This window comes from Nitratireductor basaltis (assembly GCF_000733725.1).
Lineage (GTDB): Bacteria > Pseudomonadota > Alphaproteobacteria > Rhizobiales > Rhizobiaceae > Chelativorans > Chelativorans basaltis.
The window spans coordinates 2,265,117-2,283,280 of record NZ_JMQM01000001.1 but is presented as its reverse complement, the minus strand read 5'-3'; the positions used below and the strand labels follow the sequence as shown (position 1 = coordinate 2,283,280).

Sequence of the window (18,164 nt, the reverse complement as noted above, 5' to 3'; positions counted from 1 at the left end):
CTGCGCTGCGCAGAATGGACAAGTTCTCGGCACCTTCATCCGTGTCGCCGCGCCGGATTCATAACAAAGCGTGCACGGCGGCTTCTCGCCCACCACAATCACCAATCGTGGTAAACAAGCAGTTAACCTTTCTTTCCAAATCGTCGATGGATGTGACGGATGGTCCCATGAAAAATGGGTGCCAGCCCCTTGCAATCTTGCCTCTAGCGGCACATATGCCCGCGACGCGGGGCGTGAGGCCCTGATCGAATCATAATCATCCACGGTCCGACACTGCACGCCGTTTTTCACGGGAGCGTTGCCTTGTGTCTTGTGCGGATCGATACCCGCTGGGGACGTTGAAGAATGTCAGAAGAAAATGCCTGGTCCGTCAGTGGCGACACGGCGGGGGGCAGGACCTCTTACGGGGCTGAAACCTACTATCGCATCGGTGAACTTTCCCGCGAGTTCAACGTGACGCTGCGCGCGCTGCGCTTCTATGAAGACAAGGGCCTGCTGCAGCCGAAACGCCGCGGCACCATGCGCCTTTATTCCAGCCGCGACCGGGCACGCCTCAAGCTGATCCTTCTGGGTCGCAAGATCGGCTTCCCGCTGCGCGATATCAAGCAGATCCTCGATCTCTACGATCCCAAGGGAACCAATGTGCAGCAGCTGCGCATGGTGCTGAAAAAATCCGAGCGCCAGATGGACCGGTTGGAAAAGCAATATATCGAGATCGAGGAAGCAGTGGTCGAGCTGACAAACCTCATCAGCGACATTCGCGACAGGTTGCCCGAGCAGGGGCTCAAGCCCGAAGAAGCACAGCGCAAGGCCGGGTAGCCTCGAAGTACCCCCGCTTTTACCGATTTGCACAACCCGATCGCTCGCGCGGTCGGGTTTTTCAATGCCGGACTATTGATTGACGTTTACGCGCACGTCAAAGATTGATAATAGGGTTTTCGATCAGTCCGGCAGGCGGGTCCTGCCGGTGGTGACGTGTCTTCGGAGGAAACAGATGCCCATCTATCAGGCGCCCGTGCGTGATACGCTTTTCGTCATTCGCGATGTCTTGAACTATCAGCGCTACGACAATCTGGCCGGTTTCGCCGACGCCTCTCCGGATATCCTCGAGGCCATTCTGGGCGAGGGTGCCAAGCTGGCAGAAAACGTGCTGCATCCGCTCAACCGCGTGGGCGATGAAGAGGGTTGCAAGCGTCACGACGATGGCAGCGTCACCGTGCCCAAGGGTTTCCACGAAGCCTACAAGCAATATTGCGGAGGCGGCTGGATGGGCCTTTCTTCCCCGGAAGAGTTCGGCGGTCAGAACTTGCCCTATCTCCTGCATTCCGCAGTCGGTGAATATTTCTCCTCCGCCAATATGGCTCTGATGATGTATCCGGGCCTCACCCAGGGCGCGATCGCCGCGATCCTGACCCACGGCACCGACGAGCAGAAGCAGAAATGGCTGCCCAGGATGATCGAGGGCACCTGGACCGGCACCATGAACCTGACCGAGCCCCATTGCGGCACGGATCTGGGCCTGCTGCGCTCCAAGGCCGTGCCGACAGGCAACGGCTCCTACAAGATTTCCGGCCAGAAGATCTTCATCTCCGCCGGCGAACACGACATGTCGGAGAATATCGTCCATCTGGTGCTGGCACGCATCGAAGGCGCACCGGAAGGGGTGAAGGGGATCTCCCTCTTCATCGTGCCGAAATACAAGGTCGACGACGCTGGCACGGTCGGCGAGGCTAACGGTGTGTCCTGCGGCTCGCTCGAAGAGAAGATGGGCATCCACGGCAATTCCACCTGCGTCATGAATTACGACGAGGCGGAAGGCTTCCTGATCGGTGCCGAGAATGGCGGCCTGAAGGCCATGTTCACCATGATGAACGAGGCGCGTTTGGGCGTTGGTCTGCAGGGCCTCTCCATCGGCGAGGCGGCTTACCAGAACGCGGTCGCCTACGCCCGCGAGCGCCTTCAGGGTCGTTCGCTCACCGGCGCCAAAGAGCCGGAAAAGAAGGCCGATCCGATCATCGTGCATCCGGATATTCGCCGCAAGCTGATGACCATGCGCGCGATCAACGAATCCGGCCGCGCTCTGCTTCTGTGGACGGCACTCCAGTCCGATATCGCCCATCGCTCGGACGACGAGAATGCGCGCCAGATCGCGGATGATCTGCTGGCGCTGATGACGCCGGTGGTAAAGGGCGTTCTCACCGACAAGGGCTTTGACATCGCCGTCATGGCGCAGCAGGTCTTTGGCGGCCACGGCTATATCGAAGAGCATGGCATGAGCCAGTTCGTGCGCGATGCCCGCATTGCCATGATCTACGAGGGTGCCAACGGTATCCAGGCACTCGACCTCGTCGGGCGCAAGCTGGCACTCAATGGTGGCCGCGCAGTGCAGGCCTTCTTCAAAAAAGTCGGTGATTTCTGCGAGGAGAACCGCTCGGACGAGAATATGGCACCCTACACCAAGGGGCTGAAGAAGGGGCTGAACGATCTGCAGGCCGCCACCATGTGGCTGATGCAGAACGCCATGCAGAAGCCCGACAATGCCGGTGCCGCATCCTACGACTACATGCATCTCTTCGGTCTGGTCGCGCTCGGCTATATGTGGGGCCGCATGGTCAAGACCGCGCAGGCGCAACTGGCTGCAGGCGAGGGCGACAAGGACATGCTGGAGCAGAAGCTCGTTGTGGGCCGCTTCTATATGGAACGCATCATGCCCGAATCCGCAGCGCATCTGGCCCGTATTTCTTCCGGATCAGACACCATGATGGGTCTTGCCGCGGAGGCATTCTGATTGCAGCATGCGTCGCGCATTGACGTGAACGGAAACTGCACTCGGAACGCTGGAGGAGGCGCTGATGGGTAACGATCCGCAATCGGTTCTGGGAATGCCGAAACCTGCCTGGGCAGGTGAGGATGTGGCCATGCTCTACGACATGGCCAACCGGTTCCTCTCCGAAGAGATCGCACCTCGATACGAGGAGTTCGAAAAGGCCGAATGCTTCGACCGGCAAAGCTGGGAGAAGGCTGGCGCCAACGGGCTCCTCTGCGCCTCCATTCCGGAAGAATATGGCGGTTCGGGCGGCACCTACGCCCATGAAAGCGTGATTGCGGAAGCCATCGGCCATGTCGGCGTCGATGGCTTTGGCATCGCGCTCCACAACGCCATCGTCGCGCCCTACATCCTGCATTATGGCAGCGAGGAGCAGAAGAAGCGCTGGCTGCCCCGCATGGCAACGGGTGAACTTATCGGCGCTATCGCCATGACCGAACCGGGTGCGGGCTCCGACCTGCAAGGCGTGAAGACGCGCGCCGAACGCGACGGCAACCAATACCGCATCAACGGCTCCAAGACCTTCATTACCAACGGTCAGCTTGCCAATCTGGTCATAGTCGTCACCAAGACCGACCCGTCCAAGGGTGCCAAGGGCACGTCCCTTCTGGTCGTGGAGACCGACGAGGTGGAAGGCTTCGAGCGCGGGCGTAATCTCGACAAGATCGGGCTGAAGTCCAACGATACGTCGGAGCTTTTATTCAACGATGTGCGCGTGCCGACTGCTAATCTCCTCGGTACCGATGAAGGGCAGGGCTTCGTGCAACTGATGCAGCAGCTCCCCCAGGAGCGGCTTCTGATCGGCGCGCAGGCGATCTCCATGATCGAGCGCGCTCTGGCCCTGACCATCGAATACGTGAAGGAGCGCAAGGCTTTTGGCCAGCGTATCATCGATTTCCAGAACACCCAGTTCAAGCTGGCGGAGCTGAAGACCGAGGCCACGATCGGCCGCAGCTTCTACAATGATTGTGTGGCCCGCCATCTTGAGGGCAATCTCGACACCGAAACTGCGTCAATGGCCAAATATTGGCTGTCGGACCTGCAGTGCAAGGTAACCGACGAGTGCCTGCAGCTTTTCGGCGGCTATGGCTACATGAACGAATACCCCATCGCCCGCATGTATCGCGATGCGCGTGTCCAGCGCATCTATGGCGGGACCAATGAAATCATGAAGCTTCTGATCTCCAGAAGCCTGTGACCATCGAACCCCGGGCGCCTTGACCGCCCGACAATCAGGGAGAGCAAAATGGCTGACGCATATGTCTATGATGCCGTTCGCACACCACGCGGACGCGGCAAGAAGGATGGCTCGCTGCACGAAGTGCCGGCGGTGCGCCTTGGCGCGAAGGTTCTGGAAGCCCTGCGCGATCGCAACGGGCTGGACACCAAAAAGGTCGACGACATCATCTTCGGCTGTGTCGATCCTGTGGGCGAGGCCGGTTCGGTCATCCCGCGCTCCTCGGCTTTCGAGGCAGGTTACGACAATGCAGCACCCGGGATGCAGATCTCCCGTTTCTGTGCCTCCGGTCTCGACGCCATCAATTTCGGCGCGGCGAAGATTGCCGGCGGCTCCGACGAAATCGTGATTGCCGGTGGCGTTGAAAGCATGTCGCGCGTCGGCATGGGTATGTCCGGCGGCGCCTGGTTCATGGACCCCTCCGTCGGCATTCCGGCTTATTTCATGCCGCAGGGCGTTTCCGCCGACCTGATCGCCACCAAATATGGCTTCTCCCGCGACGATGTGGACGCCTATGCGGTCGAAAGCCAGAAGCGTGCGGCCAATTCCTGGGAAAAGGGCTACTTCAAGAATTCTGTGATTCCGATCAAGGACCAGAACGGCCTGACCATTCTGGACCGTGACGAGCATATGCGCCCCGGCACCGACATGCAGTCGCTGGCATCGCTCAACGCGTCATTCGTCATGCCCGGCGAAATGGGCGGGTTCGATGCGGTTGCCGTGCAGCGATACCCGGAGCTTGAAGGCGTGAACCATGTTCACCATGCAGGCAATTCTTCCGGCATCGTCGATGGTGCGGCAGCGGTTCTGCTTGGCTCCAAGAAGGCCGGCAAGACGCTCGACCTGAAGCCACGTGCGAAGATCCGCGCCTTCACCAATATCGGCTCCGAGCCTGCCATGATGTTGACCGGTCCGGTGGACGTGACCGAGAAGCTTCTGAAAAAGGCGAAGATGAAGCTGTCGGACATCGACCTGTTCGAGCTGAACGAGGCTTTTGCCTCGGTCGTTCTGCGTTACATGCAGGCCTTCGACATCGACCACGACAAGATCAACGTCAATGGCGGCGCAATTGCCATGGGTCACCCGCTTGGTGCGACCGGCGCAATGATCTTCGGCACGGTTCTCGACGAACTGGAACGCCGCAACCTGAACACCGCACTCGTCACGCTGTGCATCGGCGCGGGCATGGGCACCGCGACGATCATCGAGCGCGTGTAACACCGGCGGAGGAGAATATTCATGGCTGACTACAAGAACTTCACCGTCGAGACCGATGCAGACGGCATTGCGCTCGTCACATGGGACATGCCCGACCGCTCGATGAATGTCTTCACCGAAGAGGTGATGAACGAGCTCGACAAGATCATCGACCACGTGGTCGCGACCGACGCGATAAAGGGTGCTGTGCTCACCTCCGGCAAGGAAACCTTCTCCGGTGGTGCCGATCTCACCATGCTGCAGAAGATGCTTGGCCTGTTCGAGACGGAAAGGCAGAAGGATCACGACAAGGCGATCAAGCTGCTGTTCGACAGCGCCGGCCGGATGAGCTGGCTGTGGCGCAAGCTGGAGACCTGCGGCAAGCCCTGGGTCTCCGCCATCAACGGAACCTGCATGGGCGGCGCATTCGAAATTTCGCTGGCCTGCCATGGTCGCGTTGCCGCTGACAGCGACAAGGTGAAGATGGCGCTTCCCGAGGTGAAGGTTGGCATCTTCCCTGGTGCCGGTGGCACCCAGCGCGTGCCGCGCATGGCCAAGACCCAGGAAGCCCTGCAGATGCTGACGACGGGCCAGAACCTGTCGCCGAAAAAGGCACTCGGCATGGGCCTCGTCGACCAGGTCGTCGCACCGCGCAAGCTCGTCGAGAGCGCCAAGAAGATGATCAAGGATGGCCTGTCGCCGGTGAAGCCATGGGACGAGAAGGGCTTCAAGCTGCCGGGCGGCCCTGTCTATTCGGCAGCGGGTGCAAATCTCTGGCCACCGGCAATCGCCATTCTGCGCCGCGAGACGCAGAACAATTATCCCGCAGCCTCCGCGATCCTCAAATGCGTCTATGAAGGCCTGCTCGTACCCTTCGATACCGCGTTGAAGATCGAGCAGCGCTACTTCACCGAGATCATGCAGACGACCGAAGCGAAGATGATGATCCGCTCGCTCTTCATCTCGCTGCAGGAGCTCAACAAGGGCGCGCGCCGTCCCAAGGATGCGCCCGCACGCAAGCTGAAGAAGGTTGGCGTTCTTGGTGCAGGCTTCATGGGCGCAGGCATTGCCTTCGTCACGGCCAAGGCCGGCATCCCGGTGGTCTTGATCGACCGCGATCAGGAAGCTGCCGACAAGGGCAAGGAGCATTCCGCCAAGTTGATGGACGGCCTTATCAAGAAGGGCCGCGCAACCGAGGACGACAAGGAAAAGCTTCTCTCGCTCATCACCGCAACGCCCGACTATAACGAGCTGGACGGTGCGGGCCTCGTGATCGAGGCGGTGTTCGAGGATTCCAACATCAAGAAGGAAGTGACCGAGAAGGCCGAGGCGGTTTTGAAGTCCACGGCGGTATTCGCGTCCAACACTTCGACTATTCCCATCTCGGCTCTGGCCAATAACTCCAAGCGTCCGAAGAACTTCATCGGCATCCACTTCTTCTCGCCTGTCGACAAGATGATGCTGGTCGAGATCATCATGGGCAAGCGCACCGGCGACAAGGCGCTGGCAGTGGCCATGGACTATGTCCGCGCGATCAAGAAGACGCCGATCGTCGTCAACGACACGCGCGGCTTCTACGTCAATCGCTGCGTGCTGCGTTACATGCAGGAAGCCTATTCCATGCTGATCGAGGGCGTGCCTGCACCCATGATCGAGAATGGGGCGAAAATGGCCGGAATGCCGGTCGGACCCCTCGCCCTGACCGACGAAACGGCCATCGATCTGGCTCAGAAGATCATGAAGCAGACCATTCGCGATCTCGGCGAGAAAGCTGTCGACCCGCGCCATATGGAGCTGATCGACACGATGGTCGACAAGCATGGTCGTCATGGCCGCAAGAACGCCAAGGGCTTCTACGACTATCCAGCCAAGCCGGCCAAGAAGCATCTGTGGGCGGGTCTGAAGGACCTTTTCCCGCAGAAGGCTGCAGAAGAGGTGGATATCGAGGAGGTCAAGCAGCGTCTGCTCGTCACCATCGCCCTGGAAGCCGCACGCGTGATGGAAGAGGGCATTGTCACCGATCCGCGTGAGGCCGATGTCGGCTCCATCCTCGCCTTCGGCTTCGCGCCCTATACAGGTGGTGCGCTGTCTTACATCGACGGCATGGGCGTGGAGAACTTCGTCGCGCTCTCCAAGCGTTTGCAGAAGAAATACGGCAAGCAGTTCAAGGCGCCGAAGCTCCTGCTCGACATGGCCGAAAAGGGCGAAACCTTCTACGAGCGCTTCGCACCGGAAGGTGGCGCGGAGATGCAGAAGGCAGCTTGAGCAGTCGCTCAATGAAAAAGCGTCCGGCGTGGCAGACCCCCCTCTGTCCTGCCGGACATCTCCCCCACAAGGGGGGAGATTGGCTTCTGTCCATGTCGCGCATCTCTAATTGGATGAGGTGCCGTCATCTCAACGATTTGTTCTCCCCCCTTGTGGGGGAGATGCCCGGCAGGGCAGAGGGGGGTAACCCCGCACCAACCTCAACAAACCGACCACCCACCCAAGGACCACATCCCATGTATGTCTGGCTTCGCCTTCTCCGTGTCGGTGCCACCTACAAGCGCCGTGGTCGCTTCGATATGGGTGACGAGGGGCGGTTGTCGTTTCGGTGCCTGCCGACCGATATCGACATGAACATGCATCTCAACAATGCGCGCTACATGATGCTGGCCGATATGGGCCGCATCGACATATTCCTGCGCTCCGGCCTGATTTCTGCTGCGCGCAGGAATGGCTGGGGTCCGCTGCTGGGCGGTTTGCAGATTTCCTATGTGCGCGAGATCAGGCTGTGGAAGCGTTTCGAGGTTGTCTCCACCATTGAAACCTGGTCGGGCACGCAGATCCTGGGCAAACACCGCTTCGTGCTCGATGACGGGCGCACGGCTGCCGTGATGATGACAACCGGCGGTATCTACGATTTCCGCAACAAGCGCTTCGTGGAAGTGGAAGAGGTCATGCGCGCACTTGGCCGCACGGAAGCGCCGCGCGCACCCACCGAGCAGGAGCAGGCCTTCATGGCCTCGCATATGGCCATGCGCCAGCAGGGCAAGGAGATGGTGGAGGAGAGGCGGAGCTGATCTCTGCCGTGGCAGAAACGCCGCAGGCGGCGAGGTTTGCCACCAGCTTCATCTTCTTCGCTTCATAACTGTTCGCTTTCCGCCCTATAACTCCTTCATGCCGTGGTAAACGCCTTGGAAAGAAGATGATGTCTATTCTGCGCCTGGGGCAGTGCAGGCACCACGTCTTCGACCTGCAGGGGGAATTTCAGCATGAATGAGTTCAGGAGTTCGACCGTGTCGAAGATGACGTATATTTCCGCTGGAGCCTTGGCTGCAGCCCTGTTTGCCACCCCATCCATGGCCGAACCGTTCTGGTCGGGCGATTGGAGCCTGACGCTTGGGGCGGCCGTGCTCACTTTGCCCGAGTATCAGGGCGATGACGAATATATGCTGCGCGTTCAGCCCATCGTTTCTCTGGGCCGCCAGGGCACGGCGAAGCGCTTCTCCTCGCGCAACGACAATATTTCCATTGGCCTCGTCGATACCGGCACTTTCCGTGCCGGTGTGGCAGGCAAGGTCGTGTTCGGCCGTGACGGCGATGATGCAGCCGATATCGAGGGCCTGAACCCGGTGCGCTTCGGGGGCGAGCTTGGCGGTTTTGCCGAGTTCTACCCGACCGATTGGATGCGCCTGCGCGCCGAAGTGCGCCACGGCATCCGCTCCCATGATGGCGTGGTGGCCGATGTCAGCGCCGACTTCTTCACGAACATCACGCCGAATATTCAGGTCTCCGCCGGTCCGCGCGTTACCTATGCCTCACAGGATTATCATGAGGCCTGGTATGGTGTGAACGCCAGCGAATCCGTCGCATCCGGCCTTTCCGAGTATCATCCCGACGGCGGCTTCCATTCCGTGGGCCTCGGCGGCGCTATCAACTGGGACGTGACCGAGAAGGTCAAGACGAGCCTGTTTGGCGAATATGCCCGGCTCGTCGGCCCTGCAGCTGATTCCAGCCTCGTGAACGAACGCGGCTCGAAGAACCAGTTCACTGTCGGCGTATCGGCCACTTACCGCTTCGACTTCTCGCTTTGATCTGAGACGGATCGCAGATGAAAAAAAGGCCCGCGTGATGAGCGCGGGCCTTTTTGCATCCGGGTGCCGGATCAGAAGCGACCGGTTATCGCCAGCTTGAAGGAGCGGCCCGGCTCCAGAAGCGGCTTCACCGTTTCATATTCCTGTCCATAGGTCGCGCGGCTGGCATAGGTTTCGTTGAAGAGGTTGTTCACCTCGCCGCGCACCGAAAGATTGGGCGCGAATTCCGGCACATATTCCGCGAAGACATTCACGACCTCATAGGAGGGCAGTACCGGGGCAGGGTCTCCGGCAGTATCGTCATATTCGAGCACGAATTGCGCATCCGCACCGAGCGTGAGGCCCCAGTCAACGAAGGTATGTGCGGCTTCGAGCGTGATCTTCCGGCCAAGCGGCATGGTCAGGTAGTTGCCGGTATAGGATTCCGCCGGACTGCCATCGATCTCGGTGTGGATGTCGGCAAAGCCAAGGCTGACAAAGCCGCTGTCCCAGCCATAACCGGCGGTCAGCTCATAGCCCTGCGACACGAGGTCGTGGCTCGCAGTCGCGGAGCTCCAGCTGGCGATGCGCGCATTGTCGATCTCGGTGCGGAAGATCTTGCCCTCGGCCCAAAAGCCGGAATGCTCCAGTCTGAGACCGGCGAAGACATTGTCGGCTGTTACCGGCTGCAGCGCATCATCATAAACCCAGTCGGGATTGGTGATGAAATTCTCGGCCAGCGGAATGCCGGCCCAGACATGCGACGCGCCCGCACTGGCCGTCAGGAAGTCGGTCAGTGCATAGTCTGCAGAGATGTTTCCAGATACACCGGCATTGTCATGCGTCGCGCCATCGACGCCTTCGAAAGCCTGAAAATCCGTGCGACCGCCGAGAGAAACATCGAGGCGGTCGGTCAGCGAAAGGCTCGCCTGCGTATAGGCGCCGATATTCGTTGCGTTCTCGGTGACGTCATAGCCCGGCCAGGTTGCCGTGCCCGAATAGCTGTAGTCCGCTATGTCATGATAGAAATCAAAACCGGCCGTGATCGAGCCGTTGTCGACTGCAAAGCGGTTCTCCAGGCGACCGTTGAAGCTGCCAGTCGATGCATCGCTGAAACTGTCGTCTTCGGCAACGACAAGGTCGGTCATGCTGTAACCGATTTGGAATTTCGGGTCCCACCAGCCTTCCGGCGTCTCATCCGTGTAGGTGAACACGACATTGCTGCGTGCCAGATCGTAGTTGCGCGTCAGCGGAACGGGCCGCCCCGCGGTGATCTGGCCGATATTGGCGCGGTAGGGGCGCACATTGTCGTCCACGACATGCTCATAGGAAAGCTCGAAGCGGTCGCCGGAGGGGGCTTCATAGGCTACCTTGCCCAGACCGCTCAGAAGGCCGGTCTCGGAGCCAAGAATATCAACGCCGTCGCCATCTTCACGCAGATCGCCATCGGCATATTTCAGGAAGCCGAGCCACTCGAAGCCCTGCGAGACGCCATAGGCTGCACCACTATTGGTGAAGACACTGCCATTGCTGTCGAACTCGCTCTTCAGGAACCCGCCGATAACGCGGCCCTCTGCGAGCAGATCACGCGCATCCATGGTCTCGAAGGCCATTGAACCAGCCAACGCACCGGGACCGGCATCGGCAGGCGCAACGCCCGGCTCGATGCTGACAGCTTTCAGCAGTGCGGGGTCGATGAGCGTCGTGGCATTGTGATGGAAGATCTTGTTGTTCTGGCGCGATCCGTCGATGGAGACGGCAAGATTGTTCTCTTCCACACCTTGAACGTAGATCTTCTGGGAGATCGGCAGGGAGCTGCCGACGGAAATGGAAGGTTCTGAGGCAAACAGATCCTGTACATCTTCCGGGTTGATCCGCTGCAGGTCTTCCTCGCCAACTGCAACACTGGCCTCAGTTGGCGCTTCGATCACGATGCGGTTGAGCTGCGTGGTGCCGGCATCCTGTGCATAGGCGCTGATGGAAATGAAACTCGTTTGGGCTGCAAGCAGCCAGAAAATCTTACGCAAGATAATGTCCCCTCATGCCCTGAAGAACCAGCAGGAGCGTGCTGGCGAGGGGAGAAAAATCATACCTGACAAAAAGAATCAAGTTTTATGGCTCGGCCAGCTTGAACGTGCCCGATCATATACACAGCCGCGATACGATGCGGCTTGTTACCTCGGGTTTGACGTTCGGAAATGTCGGGTGGGGGAGGTGGAATCTGGAGCGGGTGAAGGGAATCGAACCCTCGTCGTCAGCTTGGGAAGCTGCTGCTCTACCATTGAGCTACACCCGCCTCGAGGCTCATGATTTGTCGTAGAGGTGGGCTTTCTGTCAAGCGGCAAATCATTTGGCCGCGGCTGCTTCTTGACGAAGCGCGCATGAGACATCAACTGTGCGCTCGACATCAAGACGAAGGGCCTTGTTCTCGTGCAATCGCTGAAGACGCTTCTGGAATCCCGCAAGTTCGAAACCGCGATCACCGCGCTGATCATCGTGAATGCGATCACGTTGGGGCTTGAGACATCGCAGCGGGCGATGGAAGCGTTCGGGCCGCTCCTGATGGTGATCGACAAGGTCATTCTCGCCATCTTCGTCGCCGAACTTGCCGCGAAGATTTTTGTCTATCGCGGCCGTTTCTTCAACGATCCCTGGCGCATTTTCGATTTGTTGGTCGTGGGGATCGCGCTTGTGCCTGCCACGGCGAATTTCTCGGTGCTGCGCGCGCTGCGCATTCTGCGCGTGCTGCGGCTTGTCAGCATGGTGCCCTCGCTCAAGCGCGTGGTCGGCGGCCTCGTGGCGGCTCTGCCCGGCATGGGTTCAATCATGCTGCTTCTGTCGCTGGTCTATTATGTCTTTGCGGTAATGGCGACAAAGATGTTCGGGCCATCCTTCCCCGATTGGTTCGGTACTATCGGACGCTCCGGCTATTCGCTGTTCCAGATCATGACGCTGGAAAGCTGGTCCATGGGCATCGTGCGCCCGGTGATGGAGGTCTTCCCCTGGGCGTGGCTGTTCTTCATTCCCTTCATTGTCTGCACCACCTTCACGGTGCTCAATCTCTTCATCGGTATCATCGTGTCGGCGATGCAGGAGGAGCATGATGCGGCGGCCACGGCGGAGCGCTCGGCTCTGCAGCATGAGCAGGAGCTGATCCTGACCGAAATCAGGGCGCTTCGCGAAGAGGTGAAGGCGCTGCGCGTGGACGAGCGGAACTAGCTTGCGGTGAAGTGCTTGGAGAGCTTCAGCGCCTGACCCTGATAGTTCGACTTCAGGTCCGCGCCGTAAAGCGCGTCAGGCTTGGCCGCCATCTTTTCATATACGAGACGCCCGACAATCTGCCCGTGATCGAGGATGAAGGGCACCTCGTGGCTGCGCACTTCCAGGACCGCACGGCTGCCCGTTCCACCGGCAGCGGTATGTCCGAAGCCGGGATCGAAGAAACCGGCATAGTGCACACGGAATTCGCCCACCAGCGGGTCGAAGGGCGTCATCTCGGCCGCATAGGCCGGCGGTACATGCACCGCCTCGCGTGAGACGAGGATGTAGAACTCGTCCGGGTCGAGCACCAGTTCCGCCGCACCGTGATTGTAAAGCGGCTCCCAGAAATCCGAGACCTTGAACGCGCCTTTGCGGTCGACATCGACCAAGCCCGTATGGTGCTTGGCGCGGTAGCCGACGAGGCCGTTTTCGCCACCGGCGAGATCAATCGAAAGCGCAATGCCGCCATTGGAAATGTTCGGCTCATCGGAGGCCACAAGCGTCTGCGCTTCGTGAAGAACCGAAAGCGCGGTCTCGTCCAGCAGCGAATGGCCGCGGCGGAAGCGGATCTGTGAAAGACGGGAGCCTGCGCGCGCCAGGATCGGGAAGGTGCGCGGGCTGACCTCCAGGTAAAGCGGACCTTCATAGCCCGCCGCGATCTTGTCGAACTCGACGCCATTGTCCGTGAGAACGCGCGTGAAGATGTCGAGGCGCCCCGTGGAGCTTTTCGGATTGGCTGAAGCCGAAACATCCGCCGGAAGCGCCAGGCTCTCCATCAGCGGCACGATATAGACGCAGCCCGTTTCCAGAACCGCACCTTCTGCCAGAGAGAATTCGTGGAGTGTCAGCCGGTCGAGCTTTTCGGAAACGAGGGAGCCGGGACCGGGCAGAAAGCTTGCGCGCACCCGGTAAGCGGTTTCGCCAAGGCGCAGATCGAGGCTTGCCGGCTGGATCTGGTCGGGGTCGAGCGGACGGGCGGAAGCCAGTCGGCCGGCATCGAACAGGCCGGAAATCTCTCGGTCGGGCAGGATGCCGGTAACGCTCAAGCCAGGTCCCCTCGGGTCAATACTGACCGGAGACGTTTACCGAGACGGACAATTGACGCAAGACGCTGAGGCCTCTAAAGACACCTTATCCCGTGGTGATTTGGCCGGTCGGCTTGCAGCCACGTAAAAGAAGTCGCTAAAAGGCCGCGCCCGATGACTTTCAAACCGGCGTGCGCCTTCGCAGCCGGTTTTTGTATGGGCAGAAAAGATGACAAACGATTTCTCCAATGAATGGAAGCCGCAGACCGCACTGGTTCATGGCGGCACACAGCGCTCGCAATTCGGCGAGACGTCGGAAGCCCTCTATCTGACGCAAGGCTTCATCTATGAAAGCGCGGAAGCTGCCGAAGCGCGGTTCAAGGGCGAGGAGCCCGGCTTCATCTATTCGCGCTATGCCAACCCGACCGTCGACATGTTCGAGAAGCGCATGTGTGCGCTGGAAGGCGCGGAAGATGCGCGCTCCATGGCTTCCGGCATGGCAGCGGTCTCGGCTGCATTGCTGTGCTCGCTCAAGGCCGGCGATCATGTCGTCTCGGCGCGAGCCCTCTTCGGTTCCTGCCGGTGGGTGGTGGAAACGCTGATGCCGCGCTACGGCATTGAGATCACATTGGTGGATGGCAAGGACATGGAGGCCTGGGAAGATGCCGTTCGTCCCAACACCAAGCTCTTCTTTCTCGAGAGCCCCACAAATCCGACGCTCGAGGTCTGCGACATCGCGGCCATCGCCACGCTTGCCGACAGTATCGGTGCCCGGCTTGTCGTCGACAATGTCTTCGCCACGCCCCTGCAGCAGAAGCCGCTGGAACTGGGCGCGCATGTGGTTGTCTATTCCGCGACCAAGCATATTGACGGGCAGGGGCGCTGTCTGGGCGGCATCGTGCTGTCCGACAAGCAATGGATCGATGAGAACCTGCACGACTATTTCCGTCATACCGGCCCGAGCCTCTCGCCCTTCAACGCCTGGACGCTGCTGAAGGGGCTGGAGACACTGCCGCTGCGCGTGCGCCAGCAGACGGAAACCGCAGGCAAGGTTGCCGATTTCCTCGCCGAGCATGAGAAGGTTTCGCGCGTCGTCTATCCAGGCCGCAAGGACCACCCGCAGGCCGATATCATTGCGCGGCAGATGAAGGGTGGTTCTACACTTGTCTGCTTCGATCTGAAGGGCGGCAAGGACGCTGCATTCGCCTTCGAGAACGCGCTGTCCATCATCGCCATTTCGAACAATCTGGGCGATGCCAAAAGCCTCGTGACGCATCCCGCGACCACGACGCACAAGAACCTGTCGCCCGAAGCTCAGGCAGAAGCCGGTATCGGTGCCGGCACGCTACGCCTGTCCATGGGGCTGGAAGACAGCGACGACTTGGTCCGCGACATCGCCCAGGCGCTCGACGCCGCCTGACTTCAGCGCAGGTCGCGCATGGCGAGGGCGATGCGCGATATGGTCGTGTAGATGGTCATCGCCGCGAAGATATAGGCAATCACCGCAAACCATTGCGGCATGAAGCAGGCGAGGCTGAAGGCGATCAGCGTTTCGCCTGCTTCTGCCAGCCCTGTGGTGAAGAAGAAGCTTTTCTCGCCACGCGCCTCACCACTCATCTTGCGCTTTTCCGCCATGATGGAAAAGGCAAGGAAGCTCGCGCCATTGGCATAGAAGGCAAAGAGCAGCACCGCACCCGGCACGGCATTGGCTGCCGGGTCGTGCAGGATGAAGGCGAGCGGTATGGCACCGTAGAAGACAAAATCCAGCACGATATCCAGATAGCCGCCGAGATCCGTCTTCCCGTTGATGCGCGCCACCGCTCCATCCAGCCCATCACCCAATCGGCTGAGGAGAATGAGAAGAAAAGCTGTGATAAAATAGCCGGAGATGATTGCCGCGGCCGCTGCCAGACCTGTGCCAAAGGCAATCCATGTAATGACATTGGCAGAGACACGAGCGCGCGCCAGCAGGGAAGCCGTAGCCTGCAGCAATGGGTCCAGCCCGCGTCTGGCGATGCCATCGATCATCTGTAGCGCCTGAACATATGGAACATTGTCGATCTATAACCGATTGGCTCAGCTGTGAGGGTCACAAAGGCGTCAGCATATGTGATGTGGTGGACATGCCCGCCTTGAGCCGGTCAGAAGAGTGCGTTGGATGTACAAAGCGATCACGCGGGGGATAGAGGTGCGGGTGCGCCCCTTTTTTCTGCCCGACCAGTCCGATCCGGAGGATAGCCGGTTCGTATGGGCCTACCATATCTGTATCATCAATCACGGTGAGACAACGGTACAGCTTCTTGCTCGCTACTGGCACATCACGGACGGGCTTGGCCGCGTGCAGGAAGTCGAAGGCGAGGGCGTGGTGGGGGAGAAGCCTGTCCTCAAGGCCGGTGACTCCTACGAATACACCTCCGGATGCCCCTTGAGCGTGGATTCAGGTATCATGCTCGGGCGTTATACGATGCGCGAGGAAGGCGGCGACTTTTTCGATGTCGACATACCCGCCTTCTCGCTTGATATCCCGGGCAGGGAAGCGCAGCTGAACTAGGAAGCCACCCGTCTCCCGGACCGAAGCGAGATTGTGCCCGCCTTATCCCTCGAACTCTTCCGGGTTGAAGCTGTAGGATTTGGAGCAGAACTCGCAATTCACGTGGATCTCGCCATTCTCAGTGCTCTGCTCGATCTCCTCGGCCGTGAAGCCGTCGAGGATGCCGCGTATCTTGTCGCGTGAGCAGGAGCAGTCATCGATCACGTCAGTGCCTTCATAGGCCCGTACGCCCTGTTCGTGGAACAGGCGGAAAAGCAGACGCTCGACACCGACGCTGGGATCGACAAGTTCGCCCGGTTCGATCGTGCCGGCAAGAGCCAGCGCTTCCTGCCATGCATTGTCTTCGGGCTGTCCGTCGCCGGTATTTTCCTCGTCTCCGTCACCGCCGGAGATGTCGCTCATGCGGCTACGCTCCGGTGACGTGGGCGTGAACTGAAGGAGAAGGCCGCCCGCGCGCCAGTGCTGCTGCCCGCCTTCACCCGGCATGACAATACGGGCAACACCCATCTTCACCTCGGTCGGGATCTGCTCCGACTGGCGGAAATAGGTGCGTGCCACCGATTCAAGGTCGGAGCCATCAAGCTGCACGATGCCCTGATAGCGCTGCATATGCGCGCCCTGATCGACGGTAAGCGCCAATATGCCCACGCCCAGAAGCTGCTCTGGCGTGGTCTCGCCTTTCGCTTCGGCTTCCCTCAGTCGCTCTTCGTCGTAACGGGCATAGGCGCGTACGGAGCCCGGTGTGGTAAAGTCGGCGACAAGCATGTCCACCGGACCGTCGGTGCGGGTCTGAACGATGAACTTGCCTGAGAATTTGAGCGAGCTGCCAAGCAGAACCGTCAGCACGATGACTTCGGCAAGAAGCCTTCCGACAGGTTCGGGATATTCGTGGCGCGACAATATCTGGTCGAGCATCGGCCCGACCTGCACGGCGCGGCCGCGCACATCCAGCGTCTCCACGTCGAATGGCACCACATGGTCGTCTCCGGCAAATCCGAATTGCCCGAGCTTGAGGTCGTTCTGGTTCACGGTCGCAAGCCTTTTGTCTTCAACTCAATGCACGAGACGATGTGGCTTGTGCTTGCGGCTCATCCAGCCTGCAGGCACCACGCCAAAACCGCCTTCTGCGCATGCAGACGGTTCTCCGCCTCGTCGAACACCACCGAATGCGGGCCGTCAATGACCGCATCAGTCACTTCCTCGCCGCGATGTGCGGGCAGGCAGTGCATGAAGAGCGCATCATCGGCCGCCTTGGCCATGAGCGCCTCGTTCACCTGATAGGGCATGAAGACATTATGTCCGCGGGCACGATGTTCCTGGTTCATGGACACCCATGTATCCGTCACCACGCAATCCGCTCCGCTGACCGCATCCTCGGCAGATTGCATCAGTTCGACACGACCGCCACTTGCACGCGCCCAATCTATATAGCGATTGTCAGGCTCGCTTCCAGATGGGGTTGCGATATTGAGCCGGAAGCCAAAGCGGGCCGAAGCCTCCACAAGCGAGTGAAGCACATTGTTGCCGTCGCCGGTCCACGCAAAAAGGCGGTCCTTCACATCCCCGCGATGCTCTTCATAGGTCAGCACATCCGCCATGATCTGGCAGGGATGGGTGTCGTCGGTGAGACCGTTGATGACCGGCACGGTTGCGTTCTCGGCAAGTTCAAGAAGACGATCATGTTCCGTGGTGCGGATCATGATGGCATCGACATAGCGCGAGAGAACCTTGGCCGTATCCGCGATGGTTTCGGAGCGTCCAAGCTGCATCTCGGTGCCCGTCAGCATCAGCGTTTCGCCACCCAGTTGGCGCATGCCCACATCGAACGAGACGCGGGTGCGCGTGGATGGCTTGTCGAAAATCATCGCCAGAACCTTGCCGCTAAGCGGTTTGTCGGCATTGCCCGCCTTCAGCGCATCCTTGCGCGTGCGGGCATCGTCGATAATGCCCCGCAGATCATCAGCGGAAACGGCGGACAGATCGAGGAAGTGCCGCGGATTTGTCATGGCCG

The 18,164-nt window shown here is 59.9% G+C and carries 15 protein-coding genes, 1 tRNA gene and 1 riboswitch; of the genes, 10 read left to right on the top strand and 6 right to left on the bottom strand.

Annotated features, from left to right (window positions below):
• Nucleotides 1-345: 345 nt before the first annotated feature.
• The 7 genes from EL18_RS11035 to EL18_RS11005 all read left to right on the top strand — a co-directional run bounded on the left by EL18_RS11035 (nt 346) and on the right by EL18_RS11005 (nt 9,337).
• Entirely contained in the window at nt 346-819 is a 474-nt protein-coding gene (locus EL18_RS11035; protein WP_036482901.1) for a MerR family transcriptional regulator, read from the top strand.
• 175 nt (nt 820-994) lie between these two features.
• A complete protein-coding gene (locus EL18_RS11030; RefSeq protein ID WP_036482898.1) occupies nt 995-2,788 on the top strand; it encodes an acyl-CoA dehydrogenase C-terminal domain-containing protein in 1,794 nt (597 codons plus the stop codon).
• A gap of 64 nt (nt 2,789-2,852) precedes the next feature.
• Nucleotides 2,853-4,025 (top strand): acyl-CoA dehydrogenase family protein, encoded by a 1,173-nt coding sequence (locus tag EL18_RS11025; protein ID WP_152552998.1) that lies wholly within the window; start codon nt 2,853-2,855, stop codon nt 4,023-4,025.
• 48 nt (nt 4,026-4,073) lie between these two features.
• A complete protein-coding gene (locus tag EL18_RS11020) occupies nt 4,074-5,282 on the top strand; it encodes an acetyl-CoA C-acetyltransferase (RefSeq protein WP_036482894.1) in 1,209 nt (402 codons plus the stop codon).
• Nucleotides 5,283-5,303: 21 nt separating this feature from the next.
• Nucleotides 5,304-7,526, top strand: a complete 2,223-nt coding sequence (locus EL18_RS11015) for a 3-hydroxyacyl-CoA dehydrogenase NAD-binding domain-containing protein (protein WP_036482891.1) — start codon at nt 5,304-5,306, stop codon at nt 7,524-7,526.
• Between the two features lie 236 nt (nt 7,527-7,762).
• Nucleotides 7,763-8,323, top strand: coding sequence for a thioesterase family protein (locus EL18_RS11010; RefSeq protein WP_036482888.1), 561 nt, complete (start codon nt 7,763-7,765; stop codon nt 8,321-8,323).
• A 225-nt stretch (nt 8,324-8,548) separates the two neighbouring features.
• Complete coding sequence (locus EL18_RS11005) at nt 8,549-9,337, top strand: MipA/OmpV family protein (protein WP_036484594.1); 789 nt, start codon at nt 8,549-8,551, stop codon at nt 9,335-9,337.
• A 71-nt stretch (nt 9,338-9,408) separates the two neighbouring features.
• On the opposite strand, the gene EL18_RS11000 is transcribed toward EL18_RS11005, so the two are convergent.
• Both EL18_RS11000 and EL18_RS10995 read right to left on the bottom strand, forming a co-directional pair.
• Nucleotides 9,409-11,343 (bottom strand): TonB-dependent receptor domain-containing protein, encoded by a 1,935-nt coding sequence (locus tag EL18_RS11000; protein WP_051914050.1) that lies wholly within the window; start codon nt 11,341-11,343, stop codon nt 9,409-9,411.
• A gap of 195 nt (nt 11,344-11,538) precedes the next feature.
• A tRNA-Gly gene (locus tag EL18_RS10995) sits at nt 11,539-11,612 on the bottom strand.
• A 134-nt stretch (nt 11,613-11,746) separates the two neighbouring features.
• Here EL18_RS10995 and EL18_RS10990 point away from each other — a divergent pair.
• Complete coding sequence (locus EL18_RS10990) at nt 11,747-12,535, top strand: ion transporter (protein ID WP_036482885.1); 789 nt, start codon at nt 11,747-11,749, stop codon at nt 12,533-12,535.
• Here the strand turns inward: EL18_RS10990 and EL18_RS10985 are convergent.
• Nucleotides 12,532-13,623, bottom strand: coding sequence for a 2'-deoxycytidine 5'-triphosphate deaminase (locus EL18_RS10985; RefSeq protein WP_036482882.1), 1,092 nt, complete (start codon nt 13,621-13,623; stop codon nt 12,532-12,534). The genes EL18_RS10990 and EL18_RS10985 overlap by 4 nt on opposite strands.
• Before the next feature lie 82 nt (nt 13,624-13,705).
• Nucleotides 13,706-13,783: riboswitch (SAM riboswitch) on the top strand.
• Nucleotides 13,784-13,831: 48 nt separating this feature from the next.
• Here EL18_RS10985 and EL18_RS10980 point away from each other — a divergent pair.
• Nucleotides 13,832-15,022 carry an O-succinylhomoserine sulfhydrylase gene (locus EL18_RS10980; RefSeq protein WP_036482880.1) on the top strand — a complete coding sequence of 397 codons (1,191 nt, stop codon included), beginning with the start codon at nt 13,832-13,834 and terminating at the stop codon, nt 15,020-15,022.
• A gap of 2 nt (nt 15,023-15,024) precedes the next feature.
• On the opposite strand, the gene EL18_RS10975 is transcribed toward EL18_RS10980, so the two are convergent.
• Nucleotides 15,025-15,630: a CDP-alcohol phosphatidyltransferase family protein gene (locus tag EL18_RS10975; protein WP_036482878.1), complete on the bottom strand. Its 606-nt coding sequence runs from the start codon at nt 15,628-15,630 to the stop codon at nt 15,025-15,027.
• Between the two features lie 130 nt (nt 15,631-15,760).
• Between EL18_RS10975 and apaG the strand changes: the two genes are divergently transcribed.
• A complete protein-coding gene (gene apaG / locus EL18_RS10970; RefSeq protein WP_036482876.1) occupies nt 15,761-16,153 on the top strand; it encodes a Co2+/Mg2+ efflux protein ApaG in 393 nt (130 codons plus the stop codon).
• Nucleotides 16,154-16,195: 42 nt separating this feature from the next.
• Here apaG and EL18_RS10965 read toward each other — a convergent pair whose 3' ends face one another.
• Both EL18_RS10965 and argF read right to left on the bottom strand, forming a co-directional pair.
• Nucleotides 16,196-17,182: an Hsp33 family molecular chaperone gene (locus tag EL18_RS10965; protein ID WP_036482873.1), complete on the bottom strand. Its 987-nt coding sequence runs from the start codon at nt 17,180-17,182 to the stop codon at nt 16,196-16,198.
• A gap of 59 nt (nt 17,183-17,241) precedes the next feature.
• Nucleotides 17,242-18,159 carry an ornithine carbamoyltransferase gene (argF, locus tag EL18_RS10960; protein ID WP_036482871.1) on the bottom strand — a complete coding sequence of 306 codons (918 nt, stop codon included), beginning with the start codon at nt 18,157-18,159 and terminating at the stop codon, nt 17,242-17,244.
• Nucleotides 18,160-18,164 lie beyond the last annotated feature (5 nt).